Below are 18,612 nucleotides of genomic sequence, written 5' to 3'. Positions count from 1 at the left end.
TCTGACATGCGCTGACGAAAAAACATCGCTACGGCTGCCAGGAACTCTTCTCGCCACTCAGCTTGCGGTCAAGAAAACTCGCCGCACTGATCAACGCCAGATGCGTCAGCGCTTGCGGCGTGTTGCCCAGGTGGCGGCCATGGCTGTCGAACTCTTCGGCGTACAGCCCAAGCGGGTTGGCGTATCGCAGCAATTGCTCGAACTCCAGATGAGCCTTTTCTACTTGCCCGGCCCGAGCCAGGCATTCGACGTACCAGAACGAACACGCAGCGAACGCGCCTTCGGTGCCGCTGAGGCCATCGATGTTGGCGTCTTCGTTGCGATAGCGATAGACCATGCCGTCGCGCACCAGGGTTTTTTCGATCGCCTCGAGGGTCGACAGCCAGCGCGGGTCCTTGGCGCTGACGAAACGTACCAGCGGCATTAACAGCATCGAGCCGTCCAGCGCGGTGCCGCCCTTGTACTGGACGAAATGCCCGCGTTCTTCATCCCAGAAGTTGTCCCAGATGTCGGTGTAGATCGCTTGCCGGGTCTGATCCCAACGGGCGAACGGTGCCGGCAGCGAACGCTTGGAGGCCAGACGGATCGCCCGGTCCAGCGCCACCCAGCACATCAGCCGCGAGTGCAGGAAGTGATGGGTCTCACCGCGCATTTCCCAGATGCCGACATCTTCGCTCTGCCAGGTCTCGCAGACCTGATCGACCACCTCGCCGACGTGCCGCCAGCCTTCGTGGGAAATCGCGTCGCCGTACTTGTTGACCAGATACACGGCGTCCATCAGCTCACCGAAGATGTCGAGCTGGATTTGGTCATAAGCGCCGTTGCCGATGCGCACCGGTTGCGCGCCGCCGTGGCCTGACAGGTGCGCGAGTTCGGTTTCCGGCAATTCCTGCTGACCGTCGATGGCATAGAGGATGTTGAGTTTCATCGGTTTGCCGCAGCAATCGCTGACCCGCCCGCGTAGCCATTGCATGTAATGGTTGGCCTCATCGACGAAGCTCAGGCGCATGAACGCGTAAACGGTGAACGAGGCATCGCGGATCCACGTGTAGCGGTAATCCCAATTGCGCTCGCCGCCGGGAGTTTCCGGCAGGCCGAAGGTGGCAGCGGCGAGGATTGCACCGTGGCGGCGTGAGGTCAGCAGTTTCAGGGCGAGGGCGGAGCGGTTGACCATTTCCCGCCAGCGTCCGCGATAGTTGGATTGGCCGATCCAGCCACGCCAGAATTTCAGGGTGCGCTGCATGCACAGCTCGGCGGCGCCTTCCGTAAAACGCGGGTCGTCGCTGCCGCCGAGCATGAATGCGGCGGTTTCGTTGTGCTCGAGGGTGAACTGCGCGACGGCCGCTTGCGCGTCGATTTGCAGCGCCTGATCCGAGGCAAGGCGTATCGACGGCTGGCCAGCGGCGTGGAACGTCACGTCCTTGGCGTCCATCTCTGCCCGGGTGTCGGCGCGACCGTAGTCGTGGCGCACCGCGCAACGCAGGTTGAACGTCGCCGAGCCGCTGACCACGCGCACCCGGCGCATCAGCAGGGGCAGGGCGTCGACATCGTCACCGATGGGCAGCAGATCGGTGACTTCCACCACCGCGTGTTCGCTCAGCCAGCGGGTCTGCAAGACGTTGGTGTCGGGCAGGTAAATCTGTTCGCGGCGCGCATCCGGCAAGTCCGGCGCGAGCTGGAAAATCCCCGCTTCAGGGGTGTCGAGCAGCGAGCAGAAGATCGTCGGGCTGTCGAACTCCGGCCAGCAGAAAAAATCCACGCTGCCCTTGTCGTTGACCAGTGCGGCGCTGCGCATGTCGCCGATGATGCCGTGGGCACCGATGGGACTTTGTTGTTCCACTTCAGGCTCAGCCATTGCCGCGGAACTCCGGATAGAGGCTCATCCCGCCATCGATGAACAGGGTGGTGCCGACGATGTAGTCAGACACATCGGAAGCGAGGAAAACCACTGCGTTGGCAACATCCTCGACATCGCCAATGCGCCCGTAGGGAATCAGTTCGAGGAGTTTTTCGCCGGCCGCGCCTTCAGTGGCTTCTGTGTTGATGGCCGTGCTGATCGCACCGGGCGCAATGCTGTTGATGCGGATGCGCTGGTGGCTGACTTCCTGGGCGAGGCTCTGCATCAACTGATCGACGCCGCCCTTCGATGCCGCGTAATTGACATGCCCGGCCCACGGAATGCGCTGGTGCACCGAACTCATGTGAATGATCTTGCCCGCCGCGCGCGACACGCCTTCGCGCACACCCTGACGCTGGAAAATCCGCAACGCCGCCCGCGCGCAGAGGAACTGCCCGGTGAGGTTGACGCCGATTACCGTGTTCCAGTCGTCGAGGGTCATGTCCACGGCGGCAGCGTCTTTCTGCAGGCCGGAGTTGGCGACGAGAATGTCCAGCGAGCCGAAGGCTTCGACGGTCTTGGCGAACAGCCTTTCGACCTCTTCTTCCTTCGAGACATCGGCGCCGATGGCGAGGGCCTTGCCGCCTTCGGCGTTGATCTGTGCAGCCAGTTCTTCGGCGGGTTTGGCGCTGCTGTTGTAGTTGATCACGACCGCAGCGCCGGCGGCGGCCAGTGCTTTAGCGGCGGCATGGCCGATGCCGGAGCTGGCACCCGTGACCAGCGCCACCTGATGAGCGAGGGAAATCTGCATGACGATTCGCGCCTTGGTTCAAGAGACTTAAGTAGCTGACTGATGGCAGACGCTGAGAGTTCATTTGCTGGGTGCGTGATTGCGCTGGCCCCTTCGCGAGCAGGCTCGCTCCCAGCGGGGACGGCAATTCGAATGTGCGAGCGAAGGGCCTTCACAGACCGCTAACAATTGCGCGCTTCCACGGCATTCAAGGCTATGGCAACTTGGCCGCCCTTGATGAGGCTGCAAACCATGGCAAATCCCTACCGCGAATTGTTCACCGCCCCCGGTGCCCGTGCGTTTGTGCTGGCCGGGATGCTGGCGCGCATGCCGATTTCGATGACCGGCATCGGCCTGATCACCATGCTTGCGCAGTTGAACGGCGGTTATGCGTTGGCGGGTGCGGTGGCGGCGACGTTTGCCTTGGCCACGGCTTTTTGCGCGCCACAGGTATCGCGACTGGTTGACCGCTACGGGCAGGGGCGGGTGCTGCCGATCGCAGCGCTGACAGGTGGCGGTGGGTTATTGATGTTGCTGCTGTGCACGCGTTTGCAGGCGCCGGACTGGACGTTGTTCGTCTTCGCCGCGCTGGCCGGGTGCATGCCGAGCATGTCGGCGATGGTGCGGGCGCGCTGGACCGAGATCTATCGTGGCCAGCCGCAATTGCAGACGGCGTATGCGCTGGAGTCGGTGCTCGACGAAGTGTGTTTTATCGTCGGGCCACCGCTGTCGGTGGGGCTGTCCGTTGCGGTGTTTCCCGAGGCCGGGCCGTTGGCGGCGTTGTTGGCACTGGCCATCGGCGTGACGGCGTTTGTCGCCCAGCGCAGCACCGAACCACCGGTGCACGCGCAGGAGTCGCAGCATCAGGGCTCGATCATTCGCTCGACTGACGTGCAATGGCTGCTGGCGTTGATGCTGGCGATGGGCGTGATCGTCGGGGTCATCGATGTGGTCAGCGTCGCCTTCGCTCAACATCAGGGCCAGCCGGCAGCGGCGAGTATTGTTTTGTCGGTGTATGCCATCGGCTCGTGCCTGGCCGGCATCGCCTTCGGTGCGATGCGCTCGAAACTGCCGTTGCCGCGCCTGTTTCTCTACGGCGGCGTGGCGACGGCAGTGACCACGCTGCCGCTGCTTTTGGCGAGCAACATTCTCGGCTTGTCGATCGCGGTTTTCATCGCCGGGCTGTTCTTTTCGCCGACGCTGATTGTCGCGATGGCGTTGATCGAACGGATCGTGCCGCCGGCCAAACTCACCGAAGGCCTGACCTGGCTGGTGACCGGGCTGAGCATCGGCGTGGCAATCGGCGCCGCCGGCTCCGGCGCGCTGGTGGATGCGTTCGGCGCGCGTAGCGGCTTCTGGCTGGCGATTGCGGCGGGGGCGGTGGTGCTGGTTTCAGCGTTTCAAAGTTTCCGTCACTTGAAATGAAATTCCACTGTGGGAGCGAGCCTGCTCGCGAAGGCGGTGTGTCAGTAAATATCTTCATACCTGATACAACGCATTCGCGAGCAGGCTCGCTCCCACAGTTATTTTGCGGTGTTACCAGCCGCGTCCTGAGTCGACCCAGAAGTTGACGGACAGCGAAGTCGACACCGACTCCACCTGATGGAACCACCCCTCGGGCAAGAACAGCAAATCCCCAGCCTCCAGCGTTACCCGCAAGAACGTCACCTCCCGCGCTGCCGGGAACCGTTCATAGTCCGGCGCGTCCGGGTTGAAATCGCAGCCATCCAGGCCTCCCTTGGGCGCTGTCGACCAGGTGCCCAGCGCTTCGCGGTGATGCGGCGCGGCGAGGGTGAATTTCTTCTGGCCCCAGACCTGGGCGAAGAGATTGTCGGTGTCATCGCGGTGCAACGGCGTCAGCGTGCCCTTGGGGCCGATCCAGATACGTGGCGGGATGAACAGCGACGTGTCGAAGTAGGGCGGGTACTGGATCTGCTCCAGCAACTGCGCCGGCAGGATGTTGTTGCCCATGTACGACGGCGGCTCGCCGTCCGCGCCTTTGACTGCCGGGCCGTCCAGCGAGGCGATGAACTCGGCCATCGAGGTCGAGCGGAAATCACGCTCGGTAGAAAAGGTCTTCTTCACATAATCGCCATGGCGGGTGATGCCCTGCAGTTCGGCGAAATGCACCAGCGATTGTTCGCGGCTCAGGCTGAACAGCGGCCAGTCGTGCAGCGCATTGCTGATTACCAACGGAATGCCGTTGGGCAGATACCGGGTTTCGAATTCGTGTCGGCTCAACTCGGCGCGCGCACGCCGTTCGATGCTGGTCTGCTGAGGCAGCGCAGCAGTGAGCTTTTCACTGAAGCGCGGCGGCGTCGGGTAGCGCTTGTTCATGTCGACCTTTTCCACCGTGCCGCCACCCTGGCGGGCGTGGTCGATAATTTGCGGCAACATCGTCGCCAGGCCCATGTTGCCGTCGATCTTCAGGCGCCCACTGGCGAACAGTTCCTCGACGTTGACCACGCCGGCCATGATCCCGAGAAAGTCTTTTTCCGCGACTTCGATGGTCACGTTCGGACGCGGGTGACGCCCGACTTCCGTGCGCTGGCTGGTCTTGATGTCATACCAGTACGCCTGCTGCGCGCTGAAAATGAACTGGAAAACCCCCTCAATGCCGACCGCGCCGGCGTTGGCGAACAACTTGCCCAGAATGCTCTGCAGGTCCACGGTGATGCCCTCGCGATTGTTGTTTTTTTCCTGAACAGGCAACGAGCGGCTGGCGGCGGAATTTAGCGGGCGGGCGACTAATTTGTCCGGCGAGTGATCCGTCTTTCTTGCAGACACATTTTTCAAGGAAAGCGCGGTGACCAAGCTGACATTGCTGTGCCTGCCCTATTCGGGCGCCAGCGCCATGGTTTACAGCCGCTGGCGGCGTCAACTGCCGACGTGGCTGCAATTGCAACCGGTGGAACTGCCGGGGCGTGGCGCGCGGTTCGATGAGCCCCTGCAAACCGACATGCGCGCACTGGCGCGGCAACTGGCGCGCGAGCACAAAGCGGGGCTGCAAGGCCCGTATGCGTTGTTCGGGCATAGCCTGGGTGCGTTGCTCGCCTGCGAAATGGCCCATGCCTTTCGCGAACTCGGCATGCCCGAGCCGCTGGCGCTATTTGCCTCCGGCACCGCCGCACCGACGATGCGCAGCGATTACGACCGCGGCTTTGCCGAACCGCGCAGTGATGAAGAACTCATCGAACAGCTGCGCACCTTTCAGGGCACCAGCGAAGAAGTCCTCGCCAATAAAGAGTTGATGAGCCTGACCCTGCCGGTGCTGCGCGCCGATTTCATGATGTGCGGGCGCTTCACGCCTGCCCAGCGGCCCTTGCTCAATTGCCCGGTGCACGTGCTCGGTGGCAAGGAAGACCGCGCCACCACCGAACAATTGATCGGCTGGAGCAAAGAGACCCTGGGCAGTTTCTCGGTGGACATGATGACCGGCGGGCATTTCTTCATTCATGAACATGAAGCGCGGGTCATTCGCACGATCAAGACGCATCTGGAAGTGCATCACCGGCGCCTTGCGCAGGCCGCGCAACCGGCGTTCTGAGACGCGACTCATCTATCACGCATTTTCAGGAGGCCAGTCATGGCTGTTGCTCTGGGATTTTCCGTTCGGCCGCTGCTGCCTGAGCGCGGGCGCTTGCCGCTGCTGGTCGAGGCGGGCGATGCCGACACCGATCTGTTGGCGGTATTCGATGAATTGAAGGCGTTGGTCGACGAGCACCTGCTGCGCGACGGTGGCGTACTGTTTCGCGGCTTCCGCCTCGACGGCGCCGAGCAGTTCCGCCAGTTCGCCGCGAGTTTCGGCCATCCATTGCTGAACTACGAGTTCGGCTCGACGCCGCGCACCAACGTCACCCAAGGCGTGTACACCTCCACCGAATACCCGGCGCACCAAAGCATTCCGTTGCACAACGAACAGGCGTATTCCCGCGACTGGCCGATGAAGATCTGGTTCTACAGCATGATCGCCGCCAGGTCCGGCGGTGAGACGCCGATTGCCGACAGCCGCGAAGTCTACCGGCGCATCCCCGTGGCGATCCGCGAGCGTTTCGTCAGCAAAGGCCTGATGTATGTGCGCAACTTCGGCAATGGCCTCGACGTGGCGTGGGAAGACGTGTTCAACACCGAAGACCGTGAAGTCGTCGAGGCCTACTGCAAGGCTCACGGCATTGTCTGCGAATGGAAGGACGACGGTGAACTGCGCACACGGCAGACCTGTCAGGCGGTGGCGATTCACCCGGTGACCGGCGACCACGTCTGGTTCAATCAGGCGCACCTGTTTCACATCTCCAACCTGCCAGCGGACGTGCGCGAAAGCCTGCTCGACATCGTCGACGAAGAAGACCTGCCGCGTAACGTCTATTACGGCGACGGCTCGCCGATCGAAGACGAAGTGCTGGCGCAGATTCGTGCGGTGCTCGACGACTGTGCGATCAGTTTTCCCTGGCAGGAGGGCGATGTGCTGATGCTCGACAACATGTTGTCCGCTCACGCGCGATCACCGTTCGAAGGGCCGCGCAAAGTCATCGTGGCGATGGCCGAGGGGCATTCGCTGGACGCACGCTAAGCACTTCGCAACTGTTCAACTCAATGCCGAAGCCGGTCATGCACCGGCTTCGGCATTTGTCTGTGTGGCCTATGTGCCGTCGGGCCGTGATTGCCGCTGGCGCGCTAAATCGTCGCGCGGGCCATTCGTTCTTGTTGATACGACCGGGTCTCCAGGTCACGCCGCCGATCAGCAAGGACTCCACGCATGAATGCCGCAGACGCACAGAAACTAGCCCGCCGTTTTATCGAATTGCCCCAGGACAAACGCCGTCTGTTCCTCGCCGGTATGGCCCGCGAGGGCATCGATTTTGCGCAGCTTCCGATGACCGCCTGCGACGGCATCGCCGAGCGCGACGGCCTGTCTTACGCGCAGCAGCGCATGTGGTTTCTCTGGCAACTGGAACCGACCAGCACTGCCTACAACCTGCCGATGGCGGTGCGTCTGGATGGTGAGTTGCACGTCGAGGCACTGGAACAGGCCTTCAGCCGTCTGGCGGCGCGGCACGAATGTTTGCGCACCACCTTCGGCCAGGACGGCGAGCGGGCCTTCCAGCGTGTGGCCGAACCAAAGCCACTGAAGTTGCCCGTGACTGACCTGAGCGAGTTGCCCCAAGCCCAGCGCTGGCCGCTGGCGCAGCAGCACATGATGGTCGAGGCGACCCAGGCTTTCGATTTGCAGAACGGCCCACTGCTGAGTCTGCGGCTGTTGCGTCTGGCCGCCAAGGAACACGTGCTGCTGCTGACCCTGCATCACATCATCGCCGACGGCTGGTCGATGAACATTCTGATCGACGAATTCATGCGCACCTACGACGCGTTGGTCGCCGGGCGTGAACCGACCCTGGCGCCGCTGACCGTGCATTACCGCGACTACGCGCTGTGGCAGCGCAGCTGGCTGGAGGCCGGTGAGCGCGAGCGGCAACTGGACTACTGGCGCACGCAACTGGGCGACGAACATCCCGTGCTGGAATTGCCCACCGACCGCGCTTATCCGGCGCAAGCCAGCCATCAGGGCGCACGCCTGGAGACGGTGATCGACGCAGCCCTGCGCGAAGAGCTGAAAAACCTTGCGCAGCGTCAGGGCGTGACCTTGTTCGTGGTGTTGCTGGCAGCGTTCAAGACCCTGTTGCATCGCTACAGCGGCCAGACCGATATTCGTGTCGGCGGGCTGATCGCCAACCGCACCCGCAGTGAAACCGAAGGGTTGATCGGCTTCTTCGTCAACACGCAGATCCTGCGCAGCGCGGTCACCGCACAAACGCCCTTCACTGAGTTGCTGCAGAACCTGCGCCAGGCTGCACTGGGCGCTCAGGCCCATCAGGATCTGCCGTTCGACGCCTTGATCGAAGCCCTGCAACCGGCGCGCAGCCAAAGCCACAATCCGCTGTTTCAAGTGATGTTCAACCACCAGCCGCTGGTTACCGATTTGCATCAGGTGCAACTCGCTTCAGGCTTGCGCGTGGGTTATTTGAGCGAAGAGCAACTGGCCGGCAGCGCTCGGCAACACGCGGCCACCAGTGACCTGATGCTCGACACCCGCGAGGAGGGCGAGCAACTGTTCGCCGCCTTCACTTACGCCACGGATATTTTTGATGCTTCAACCATCGCCGCGCTGGCCGGGCATTGGCGCAACATTCTCCAGTCGGTGTGCCGCGATCCGCAGCAGTTGATCGGCGAAGTGGCGATGCTCGCCGACAGCGAACGCCACGGGTTGATCCAGGCCACCGCGCCAGCGCCTCGTTTCACTAGCGTGCAGAGCCTGTTCGAAGCGCAAGTCGCACGGACTGCGCAAGCCCCGGTGGTGCTGTTGGCCACAGCGCCTGCGCCGACATTCAGCTACGACGAGCTCAACAGCCGCAGCAATCGTCTGGCCCATCAGTTGCGCGCACAGGGTGTCGGCCCGGACGTGCTGGTCGGCGTCGCGCTGGAGCGTTCGCTGGAACTGGCGGTGGCGCTGCTGGCCGTGCTCAAGGCCGGCGGTGCCTATGTGCCGCTGGATCCGCAGACCCCGGCCGAACGCTTGCGCCATGTGCTCGCTGACAGTGGTTTGAAACTATTGCTCAGCGACCAGCAAAGCCTCGCCAGCCTGCCGCCACTCGACGGCATCGAGTGCCTGTGTCTGGAGCAATTGCCCGCCAGCGAGCAGAGTGACAACCTGCCGGTCACTATCGAGGCTGACAACCTCGCGTACGTGATCTACACCTCTGGCTCCACCGGGCGGCCGAAAGGCGTGGCGGTCAGTCATGGCGCGCTGAGCGAGTTCATCGCCCGCGCCATCGACTACAGCGATCTGCGCGAAGGTGACCGGGTTCTGCAATTCGCCACCAGCAGCTTCGACGGTTTCGTCGAGCAGTTTTTCCCGCCGCTGTGCCATGGCGCGAGCGTGGTCATGCGCGACGCGCCGTTGTGGGACAGCGCGACGCTGCATCAGGTCATCATCGATCAGGGCATCACTCTGGCCGACCTGCCGGCGGCCTACTGGTATTGGCTGGTGCAGGAATACGCGGCGAAACCGCCGGCCAGTTTCGGCGCGCTGCGGCAGATTCACGTCGGCGGCGAAGCCATGGCGGTGGACGGTTTGCGCTTGTGGCAGCAGGCCGGCCTGGGGCATGTGCGTTTGCTCAACACCTACGGCCCGACCGAGGCCACGGTGGTCTCGACGATTCATGACTGCACCGCGCTGACCGCGCAGGACGTGTCGTGGCGCGGCATGCCGATCGGCCTCGGACTGGCAGCGCGGCGTCTGTACGTGCTCGACGATGATCTGAACCTGCTGCCGCAAGGTGCGGTGGGCGAGTTGTACATCGGTGGGCCGGGGCTGGCGCGCGGTTATCAGCGTCAGCCGAGCCTCAGTGCCGAGCGTTTCATCGCCGACCCGTTTGCCGACGGCCAGCGCCTGTACCGCACCGGCGACCGTGCACGGCTGCGCAGCGATGGCGCGCTGGAATATGTCGGTCGGGTCGATCATCAGGTGAAGATTCGCGGCTTCCGCATCGAACTGGGCGAGATCGAATCGCGCCTGCAGCAATGTCCCGGCGTTCGCGAAGCGGTGGTGCTGGCGGTGCCGTTCGCCGGCGGTGCGCAACTGGTCGCCTACGTGGTGACGGAGCCTGCGATGCTTGCCAGGGCGGCGACGCAAACGGCGTTCCGTCAGCAGACCCGCGCCGCGCTGCAAGCCAGCCTGCCGGATTACATGGTGCCGGGGCATCTGCTGTTGCTGGCGAACCTGCCGCTGACACCGAGTGGCAAGCTCGACCGCAAGGCCTTGCCAGCGCCGGATCCGGCGCAGTTGCAGGGCGATTACCGCGCCCCGCAATCGCCGGCCGAACAGTGTCTGGCGCAGGTCTGGGCCGAGGTGCTGCACGTGCCGCGTGTGGGCCTGGACGATCACTTTTTTGAACTGGGCGGCCATTCGTTGCTGGCCGCGCAGGTGATTGCCCGGGTCAAGGAGCAGATGGGCGTGGTGCTGCCGCTGCGCAGCCTGTTCGAAAAACCGCTGCTGGCGGATCTCGCTGAAGTGCTCGGGCAACTGGCCGAGGCGAGCGGCGACGACGACTGGTCCGACCTGGATCAGTTCATGAATGCTTTGCAAGGAGAAGAAGTATGAGCGGCACGATGGCGGAACGTATTGCGCAAAGATTCGTCGGCCTGCCGCTGGAACAGCGTCGGCTGTTTCTCGCCAAGCTGCGCGAGGAGGGCAAGGATTTCAGCCTGTTGCCGCTGCCGGTCAGCCGCCACGACTGCGCGCAGATTCCCCTTTCATTCGCCCAGCAGCGCCTGCTGTTTCTCTGGCAACTGGAGCCGCACAGCGCCGCGTACAACATGGCCGCAGGCTTGCGTCTCAAAGGCCGGCTGGATGAGTCGGCCCTGAGCCGCTCGTTCGATCATCTGCTGGCGCGCCATGAAGTGTTGCGCACGGTGTTTCACACCGACGGCGATCAAGCGCATCAGCTGATTCTCGAGCAGCAAAGTATTGCGCTGGAACGCTTCGATCTGACCGGTACCGCCGCGCAAGAGCGCGAAGAACTGCTCGCGCAACACGTGCAAGACGTCACCGCGCAACCGTTCGATCTGCGCCACGGCCCGTTGTTGCGCGCCAGTCTGTTTGCTCTGGCCGACGATGAGTTCGTGCTGGTGGTGAGCATGCATCACATCGTCTCCGATGGCTGGTCGATGGACGTCATGGTCAAGGAGTTCGTGCAGTGCTATCAGGCGTTCAGTCTGCAGCGCGAACCGCAATTGCCGGCGCTGCCGTTGCAATACGCTGACTACGCGATCTGGCAGCGGCGCTGGCTGGAGGCCGGCGAGGGCGAGCGCCAGCTCGACTACTGGCGTCAGCAACTGGGCGACGAGCATCCGCTGCTGGAAGTGGCACCGGACTTTGCCCGCCCCCTGACCCAGAGCTTCGCCGGGCATACCCTGAGCTTTGATTTCGGCACCGATCTGTCACAACAGCTCAACGTCTTCGCGCGCAGCCAGGGCATCAGCCTGTTCATGCTGGTGCTGGCCGGGTTCTCGCTGTTCCTTTCGCGTCTGGCCGGCGAGCGCGACATTCGTGTCGGCGTGCCGAATGCCAACCGTGGCCGCGCCGAAGTCGAGGGGCTGATCGGTTTCTTCGTCAACACCCAGGTGCTGCGTTGCCAGGTCGATGAGCGCGGCAGTTTCGCCGATTTGCTCGCGCAGGTGCGTGAAGCGGCGTTCGGCGCGCAGGCGCATCAGGAATTGCCGTTCGAGCAACTGGTCGACGAATTGGTCGCCGAACGCACCCTGGGCCACAACCCGCTGTTCCAGGCCAAGTTCAACCAGAACGTCGGCATGCAGAAACAGCGCTCGATGGCCTTGCCCGGCCTGACCGTCAGCGAATATCCGTTGGCCAAGGACGGCACGCACTTCGATCTGGCGCTGGACATCACCGACGACGGCGCACTGATCCATGGCCAGCTGACCTACGCCAGCGATCTCTATCGGGCGGAAACGGTCGCCGGTTTTGTACCGATGTTGCTGGATCTGTTTACACAGTTGCTCAACTCGCCGCAGGCGCCATTGCACACGGTTGCCACACCACGGCCTGCTGCGCTTGCCATTCACCGCGAACCAGCGTTGACGGTGTTGCAACACTGGGCGCGTGAAGTGGCTCGGCAGCCGCAGGCGCTGGCGGCTCGTGATTTGCAGAAGACAATGACGTTCCAGGCGCTGGATGAGGAGGCCAATCGTCTCGCCCATTATTTGCGTGCGCAGGGCGTCAATGTCGGCGACCCGGTGGCGGTGCTGCTCGAGCGTTCGCTGGACTGGCTGACTTGCCTGCTGGCGATTTTCAAGGCTGGCGCGGTGTACATGCCGCTCGACGTCAAGGCGCCGAGCGCGCGCCTGAAGCAGATGCTCGGCGCTGCGCAGGCCCGTGCGCTGATCGGTGCTGAAGGCGATGCACGGCTCAGCGAATTGGCGGGTGAGGGCTGTCAGGGCCTGACGTTTACACCGGGGCAATGGCATTCGCTGCCGGCATCCGCGCCTGCGCTGGCGCTGTATGCGCAGTCGCCGGCCTACGTGATTCACACCTCCGGTTCCACCGGGCAACCCAAGGGCGTGCTGGTCAGCCACGGCGCGCTGGGCAGTTACGTGCGCGGCTTACTCGAACGTCTGGCGCCGGCGCCCGAGGCGAGCATGGCGCTGGTCTCGACCATCGCCGCCGACTTGGGCTTCACCGTGCTGTTCGGCGCGCTGTGCTCGGGCCGACTGCTGCATGTGCTGCCGGAAGAACTCGGTTTCGACCCGGACCGCTTTGCCGAATACATGGCCCGCCACCGCGTCGGCGTGCTGAAAATCGTCCCCGGCCATCTCGCCGCACTGTTGCAGGCGGCCAAGCCTGCCGACGTGCTGCCGGAACACGCGCTGATCGTCGGCGGCGAAGCCTGTTCGCCGGCGCTGGTCGAACGCGTGCGGCAACTGAAACCGGACTGTCGCTTGATCAACCACTACGGGCCGAGCGAAACCACCGTGGGTGTGCTGACTCATGAGGTCGAAGTGCTTGCCGCACAAGCACGCAGCGTTCCGGTCGGCACGGCGTTGGCCGGTGCCCATGTCTATGTGCTCGACGATGTGCTCAACCCGGTGGCCGATCAGGTTGCCGGTGAGCTGTACATCGGCGGCGACAGCGTTGCCCTTGGCTACCTGAATCAGCCGGCACTGACCGCCGAACGCTTCCTGCCCGACCCGTTCGGCGCACCGGGCGCGCGGGTCTACCGCAGCGGCGACCGGGTCCGGCGCAATCGCGAGCAGGCAGTGGAATTCATCGGTCGTGCCGACGATCAGGTCAAAGTGCGCGGCTACCGTGTGGAGCCTGCGGAAGTCGCGCGGCTGTTGCTCAGCCTCGATGGCGTCAGCGAAGCCGCGGTGCTCGCGCTGCCACTGGATGACGATCCGGCGCGCCTGCAACTGCTGGCGTGGTGTGTGCCGGCGGCAGGCGCGAAGGTGCAGGCGCAGGATCTGCGCGAGCAATTGCAGGCGCGGCTGCCGGATTACCTGGTGCCGGCGCAGTTGCTGTTGCTCGAGCACTTGCCGCTGACTGCCAACGGCAAGCTCGACAAGCGTGCGTTGCCAGTGCCCGGCGTGGTCAGCCAGCAGTTCGTCGCGCCGGTCGGTGATATCGAGGAAAAACTCGCCGCGATCTGGGCCGAGGTGCTCAAGCTCGAAAGGGTCGGCAGCAGCGATAACTTCTTTGAACTGGGCGGCGACTCGATCCTCAGCTTGCAGATCATCGCCCGGGCCAAGCGCCAGGGGATCAAGCTGAGCCCCAAGCAGCTATTCGAAAAACAAACCATCGGCCAACTGGCCGCTGTGGCCAAACTGATCGAAGCCAAACCGGCTGCCATCGCGGCACCAGTGGCACGCGGTCCGCTGCCGTTGCTGCCGATTCAGGTGCGTTTCTTCGACACGCCGATTACCCAGCGCCAGCACTGGAATCAGTCGGTGATGCTGCAACCGACCCTGGCGCTGGACGCCGTGCATTTGCGCAAGGCGCTGGCGACGTTGGTCGATCAGCACGAGGCGCTGGCCCTGAGCTTTGTAAAAGTGGGCGATAGCTGGCAGGCGTTGCCGCAGATTCAGCGCGATCCCGAACTGCTCTGGGCACGCGAGCTGGACAGCCTCGACGCTTTGCCAGCGCTGGCCGACGCGGCGCAGCGCAGCCTGGACCTGCAACGCGGGCATTTGCTGCGCGCGGTGCTGGTCACTCTGCCGAACGCCGAGCAGCGCTTGTTGCTGGTGATTCATCACCTGGTGGTCGACGGCGTGTCGTGGCGCATTCTGCTCGAAGACTTGCAGCTGGCTTACCAGGCATTGGCGGCGGGGACGGCGCCCATTTTGCCAAGCCAGAGCAATTCGCTGCACGACTGGGCCGGGCAATTGCACCGTTATGCTCAGAGCGAAACGCTGGCGACCGAAAGCGCTTACTGGCAGCAGACTCTGGCGGCGGATAACTCGGCATTGCCACGGGATTTCGCCGTGGACAGCCAGACCCGCGCCCAGGCCGCCCGCGCCAGTACGCGCCTGAGCCAGACACTGACCGACAAACTGCTGAAAGTCGCCCCGGCGGCTTACCGCACGCAGATCAACGACCTGTTGCTCACGGCTTTGGCGCGGGTGTTGTGCGACTGGAGCGAGCAGCCTTCAGTGTTGATCCAGCTCGAAGGCCATGGTCGAGAAGACCTGTTCGACGACGTCGACCTGAGCCGCACGGTCGGCTGGTTCAGCAGCCTGTTTCCGGTGCGCCTGACCCCACAGACGAGTCCCGCTGCATCGCTGTGTGCGATCAAGGAGCAACTGCGTGCCGTACCGGGCAAAGGCGTCGGTTACGGCGTGCTGCGTTACCTCACGCGTGCTGCCGAGTTGCAGACGCTGGCGCAACCACGGGTGACCTTCAATTATCTCGGCCAGTTCGACGGCGCGTTCAGCGCTGAGCAGGGCGCGTTGTTCCTGCCGAGCAGCGACAGCACCTGCGCCAATCAGGATGGGCAAGCGCCGCTGGGCAATTGGCTGAGTGTTGACGGTCAGGTCCTCGGCGGTGAGCTGGAACTGACCTGGACCTTCGGCACCGGCATGTACTGCGCCGAGACCATCGAGGCACTGGCCGAGGCTTATCGCCGCGAGCTGGAACGCCTGATCGAACATTGCTGCGAGAGCGGCGCCGGTGGCGTGACACCTTCGGACTTCAACCTCGCCAACCTGACCCAGGCGCAGTTGTCGGCGCTGCCGATGGCGCCGCGTGACATCGTCGATCTGTACCCGCTGTCGCCGATGCAGCAAGGCATTCTGTTCCACAGCCGCAACGAGCCGGACAGCCCGGCCTACACCAATCAGCTGCGTGTCGACGTCGAGCAACTCGACGCCGAGCGCTTCCGCCAGGCCTGGCAGCAGACCCTCGATGCTCACGATATTCTGCGCACGGCGTTCGTCTGGCCGCAGGATGCCGCCGCGCCGGTGCAAGTGGTGCGCAGCCGCGTGCAGATGCCGTGGCAAGTGCAGGACTGGCGCGGTCGCGCTGACCTGGATGCCGCGCTTGATCATCTCGCCGCTGAAGAGTTGCAACGTGGCTTCGATCTGCTCGACGCGCCGCTGTTGCGCGTGACGCTGGTGCGCAGCGCTGAACACACCCATCACCTGATCTACACCTGCCATCACATCCTGATGGACGGCTGGAGCACTTCGCAGTTGTTCGGCGAAGTGCTGCAGCGTTACGCCGGCATCGTGCCGAGCGCAGGGCAGGGGCGTTATCGCGATTACATCGAATGGCTCGGCCAGCGTGATCAGCAAGCCAGTCGGCAGTTCTGGTGCGCGGCGCTGGCGGACCTCGAACAGCCGACGCGACTGGCCAGCGCCATGCCGGTCCGGCACGCGGCCAGCGGCTATGCCGATCACGAGCATGTGTTCAGCGAGCCGCTGACCGCCGATCTCAACCGCTTCGCCCGCGAGCAGAAAGTCACCCTCAACACGCTGGTACAAGCGGCGTGGCTGCTGCTGTTGCAGCGCTACACCGGCCAGGATCACGTGGCGTTTGGCGCGACGGTCGCCGGACGGCCAACCGATTTGCCGGGCGTCGAACAACAGATCGGTCTGTTCATCAACACCTTGCCAGTGGTGGCAGCGCCATCGCCGGAGATCGGCGTCAGCCAATGGCTGCAACAGGTGCAAAACCTCAATCTGGCCGTGCGCGAGCACGAACACACGCCGCTGTATGACATTCAGCGCTGGGCCGGTACGGGCGCCGGGGCGTTGTTCGACAGCATTCTGGTGTTCGAAAACTACCCGATGGCCGAGGCGTTGGCGCAGGGCCCTGAGACGGGCCTGAAGTTCTCGGCAATCCGCCGGCAGGAGCAGACCAACTATCCGCTGACGCTGGTGGCGATCACCGGCCGCGAGCTGAGTCTGGGCGTAAGTTACGATCAGGCCAGCTTCGACGCTCAAGCGATCCGCGCGTTGAGTGCGCAGTTGCAAGGCCTGCTCGAGCAGTTCCTCGCCGACGCCACGCAGCCGCTAGGCGCGCTGCAACTGCTCGCCGAGCCACAACGGCAACAAGTAATTGAGTGGGGCAAGGCGCCGGTTGCCACGCCGGATCAACGCACGGTGCTGGCGCACATCGCCGCGCAGGTGCAACGTCAGCCGCAGGCGAACGCGGTGCTGTTCGCTGAGCAGTCCATCGATTACCAAAGCCTCGATACCCGGGCCAATCGTCTGGCGCACAAGCTGCAAGGCATGGGCGTCGGGCCGGAAGTGCGCGTCGGCGTGTGCATGCGCCGCACGCCGCAGATGCTGGTCGGCTTGCTGGCGATCCTCAAGGCCGGTGGCGCCTACGTGCCGCTGGACCCGGATTACCCGCAGGAGCGCTTGCTGCACATGCTCGACGACAGTCGCGCGGCGGTGCTGCTCACTGAGCCAGCGGCGTTGGCGATGCTGCCTGAAACTTTGAGCGCACAGGTGCTGCTGGTGGACGAGAACGTCGCCAGCGCATGCCCGGCCACTGCGCCTGTGGTGAATATCGCGGCAGACAATCTGGCGTACGTGATCTACACCTCCGGCTCCACGGGAAAGCCGAAAGGCGTAGCCATCAGCCACGGCAATCTGTCGGCGCTGATTCAATGGTCGGCTGGGGTCTATCGTGAAGAACAATTGCGCGGCGTGCTCGCTTCGACGTCGATCTGCTTCGATCTGTCGGTGTGGGAAATCTTCGTCACGCTGGCCTGCGGTGGCTGTCTGATATTGGCCGACAACGCCCTGGCGCTGGCCGATTTGCCGGCGCGCGAGCAGGTCACGCTGATCAATACCGTGCCGTCGGCGATTGCCGCGTTGCAACGGGCCGGGCAGATTCCGTCGTCGGTCGGCACCATCAATCTGGCCGGCGAACCGCTCAAGCAGAGTCTGGTCGACAGCCTCTACACCAGCACTCAGGTGCGGCAGGTCTACGACCTCTACGGCCCGTCGGAGGACACCACTTATTCGACTTTCACCCTGCGCAACCCGCAGGGCCGGGCGAACATTGGCCGGCCGCTGGACAACACCGTGGCCTACCTGCTCGACAGTCAGTTGCAGGTGCTGCCCGAGGGCGTGGCGGCCGAGCTGTACCTCGCTGGCGCCGGGGTGACGCGCGGCTATCTGCGCCGCGCCGCGCTGACCGCCGAACGCTTTGTGCCGAATCCTTACGCAGCCAATGGCGAGCGCCTGTACCGCACCGGCGATCTGGTGCGCCAGGGCGACGATGGCAACATCGAGTACATCGGTCGCGCCGACCATCAGGTGAAGATTCGCGGTTTCCGCATCGAGCTCAGCGAGATCGAAGCGCGCGTGTTGGAACTCGACGATATTCGCGAGGCGGTGGTACTGGCGCAGGACGGCGCCGCCGGCAAACACCTGCATGCCTACCTCGTCGCTGCGCCGGACAGCGAGCGGTCGACACTGACCGAGCGGGTACGCAATGCGCTGGCCAGTCGCTTGCCGGCGCACATGCTGCCGGGGCATCTGCACCTGATCGACGCGATCCCGCTGACGCCCAACGGCAAGCTCGATCGCAAGGCGCTGATGGCGTTGGGCGAGAGCCCGACGCAGGAGCAATACCAGGCGCCGCAAAGCGATCTGCAATGGGAGGTGGCGACGATCTGGCAGGAAGTGCTGGAAGTCGAGCGGGTAGGGCTGGCCGACAACTTTTTCCAGCTCGGCGGCCATTCGTTGCTGGCGACGCTGGTGGTGACCCGGGTGCAGGAGCGCCTCGGCGACAAGGTGCCACTGAAGGCGTTGTTCGAGACCGACACCCTCAAGGATTTCTGCGCGCGGATCGAAGCGCTGCGCGTCGAAATGTCGCCCGTTCAGGATGAATTGGCTAAATCGCTGGAGGCCCTCAAACGTCTATCCCTCGATGATCTGGAAAAACTGATTTCTTGAGAGGGAA

At 63.8% G+C, this 18,612-nt stretch carries 8 protein-coding genes; 5 read left to right on the top strand and 3 right to left on the bottom strand.

What is annotated here, in order from left to right; translation table 11 throughout:
• Positions 1–28 precede the first annotated feature (28 nt).
• Complete coding sequence (locus ACMYUN_RS05180) at positions 29–1,855, bottom strand: glycoside hydrolase family 15 protein (protein ID WP_415763148.1); 1,827 nt, start codon at positions 1,853–1,855, stop codon at positions 29–31.
• Positions 1,848–2,648, bottom strand: coding sequence for an SDR family oxidoreductase (locus tag ACMYUN_RS05175; protein ID WP_415763147.1), 801 nt, complete (start codon positions 2,646–2,648; stop codon positions 1,848–1,850). Before ACMYUN_RS05175 ends, ACMYUN_RS05180 begins: the two co-directional genes overlap by 8 nt.
• 231 nt (positions 2,649–2,879) lie before the next feature.
• On the opposite strand from ACMYUN_RS05175, the gene ACMYUN_RS05170 reads away from it, so the two are divergent.
• The gene (locus ACMYUN_RS05170; RefSeq protein ID WP_039763051.1) at positions 2,880–4,052 is read left to right on the top strand and encodes an MFS transporter; all 1,173 of its coding nucleotides are present in this window, start codon (positions 2,880–2,882) and stop codon (positions 4,050–4,052) included.
• A gap of 111 nt (positions 4,053–4,163) precedes the next feature.
• Here the strand turns inward: ACMYUN_RS05170 and ACMYUN_RS05165 are convergent, their stop codons facing one another.
• Positions 4,164–5,297, bottom strand: a complete 1,134-nt coding sequence (locus ACMYUN_RS05165) for a cupin-like domain-containing protein (protein WP_415763146.1) — start codon at positions 5,295–5,297, stop codon at positions 4,164–4,166.
• Positions 5,298–5,433: 136 nt separating this feature from the next.
• On the opposite strand from ACMYUN_RS05165, the gene ACMYUN_RS05160 reads away from it, so the two are divergent.
• The 4 genes from ACMYUN_RS05160 to ACMYUN_RS05145 all read left to right on the top strand — a co-directional run bounded on the left by ACMYUN_RS05160 (position 5,434) and on the right by ACMYUN_RS05145 (position 18,605).
• Positions 5,434–6,174, top strand: a complete 741-nt coding sequence (locus tag ACMYUN_RS05160) for a thioesterase II family protein (RefSeq protein ID WP_039763053.1) — start codon at positions 5,434–5,436, stop codon at positions 6,172–6,174.
• A 39-nt stretch (positions 6,175–6,213) separates the two neighbouring features.
• On the top strand, positions 6,214–7,197 hold the full coding sequence (locus ACMYUN_RS05155) for a TauD/TfdA family dioxygenase (protein ID WP_415763145.1): 984 nt from the start codon (positions 6,214–6,216) through the stop codon (positions 7,195–7,197).
• A 186-nt stretch (positions 7,198–7,383) separates the two neighbouring features.
• The gene (locus tag ACMYUN_RS05150; RefSeq protein WP_415763144.1) at positions 7,384–10,785 is read left to right on the top strand and encodes an amino acid adenylation domain-containing protein; all 3,402 of its coding nucleotides are present in this window, start codon (positions 7,384–7,386) and stop codon (positions 10,783–10,785) included.
• Positions 10,782–18,605: an amino acid adenylation domain-containing protein gene (locus ACMYUN_RS05145; RefSeq protein ID WP_415763143.1), complete on the top strand. Its 7,824-nt coding sequence runs from the start codon at positions 10,782–10,784 to the stop codon at positions 18,603–18,605. Before ACMYUN_RS05150 ends, ACMYUN_RS05145 begins: the two co-directional genes overlap by 4 nt.
• Positions 18,606–18,612 lie beyond the last annotated feature (7 nt).

Origin of the sequence: Pseudomonas sp. CP4, assembly GCF_047758505.1 — a bacterium.
In the GTDB taxonomy this organism is placed as follows: Bacteria; Pseudomonadota; Gammaproteobacteria; order Pseudomonadales; family Pseudomonadaceae; genus Aquipseudomonas; species Aquipseudomonas fluorescens_AO.
Note: the sequence above shows the minus strand (reverse complement) of the source record. Positions and strands in the feature narration are given on the sequence as shown.

Coding starts and splice junctions, on each gene's coding strand:
- ACMYUN_RS05180 (WP_415763148.1), bottom strand. CDS start 1,855: ATGGCTGAGCCTGAAGTGGAACAACAAAGTCCCATCGGTGCCCACGGC.
- ACMYUN_RS05175 (WP_415763147.1), bottom strand. CDS start 2,648: ATGCAGATTTCCCTCGCTCATCAGGTGGCGCTGGTCACGGGTGCCAGC.
- ACMYUN_RS05170 (WP_039763051.1), top strand. CDS start 2,880: ATGGCAAATCCCTACCGCGAATTGTTCACCGCCCCCGGTGCCCGTGCG.
- ACMYUN_RS05155 (WP_415763145.1), top strand. CDS start 6,214: ATGGCTGTTGCTCTGGGATTTTCCGTTCGGCCGCTGCTGCCTGAGCGC.
- ACMYUN_RS05150 (WP_415763144.1), top strand. CDS start 7,384: ATGAATGCCGCAGACGCACAGAAACTAGCCCGCCGTTTTATCGAATTG.
- ACMYUN_RS05145 (WP_415763143.1), top strand. CDS start 10,782: ATGAGCGGCACGATGGCGGAACGTATTGCGCAAAGATTCGTCGGCCTG.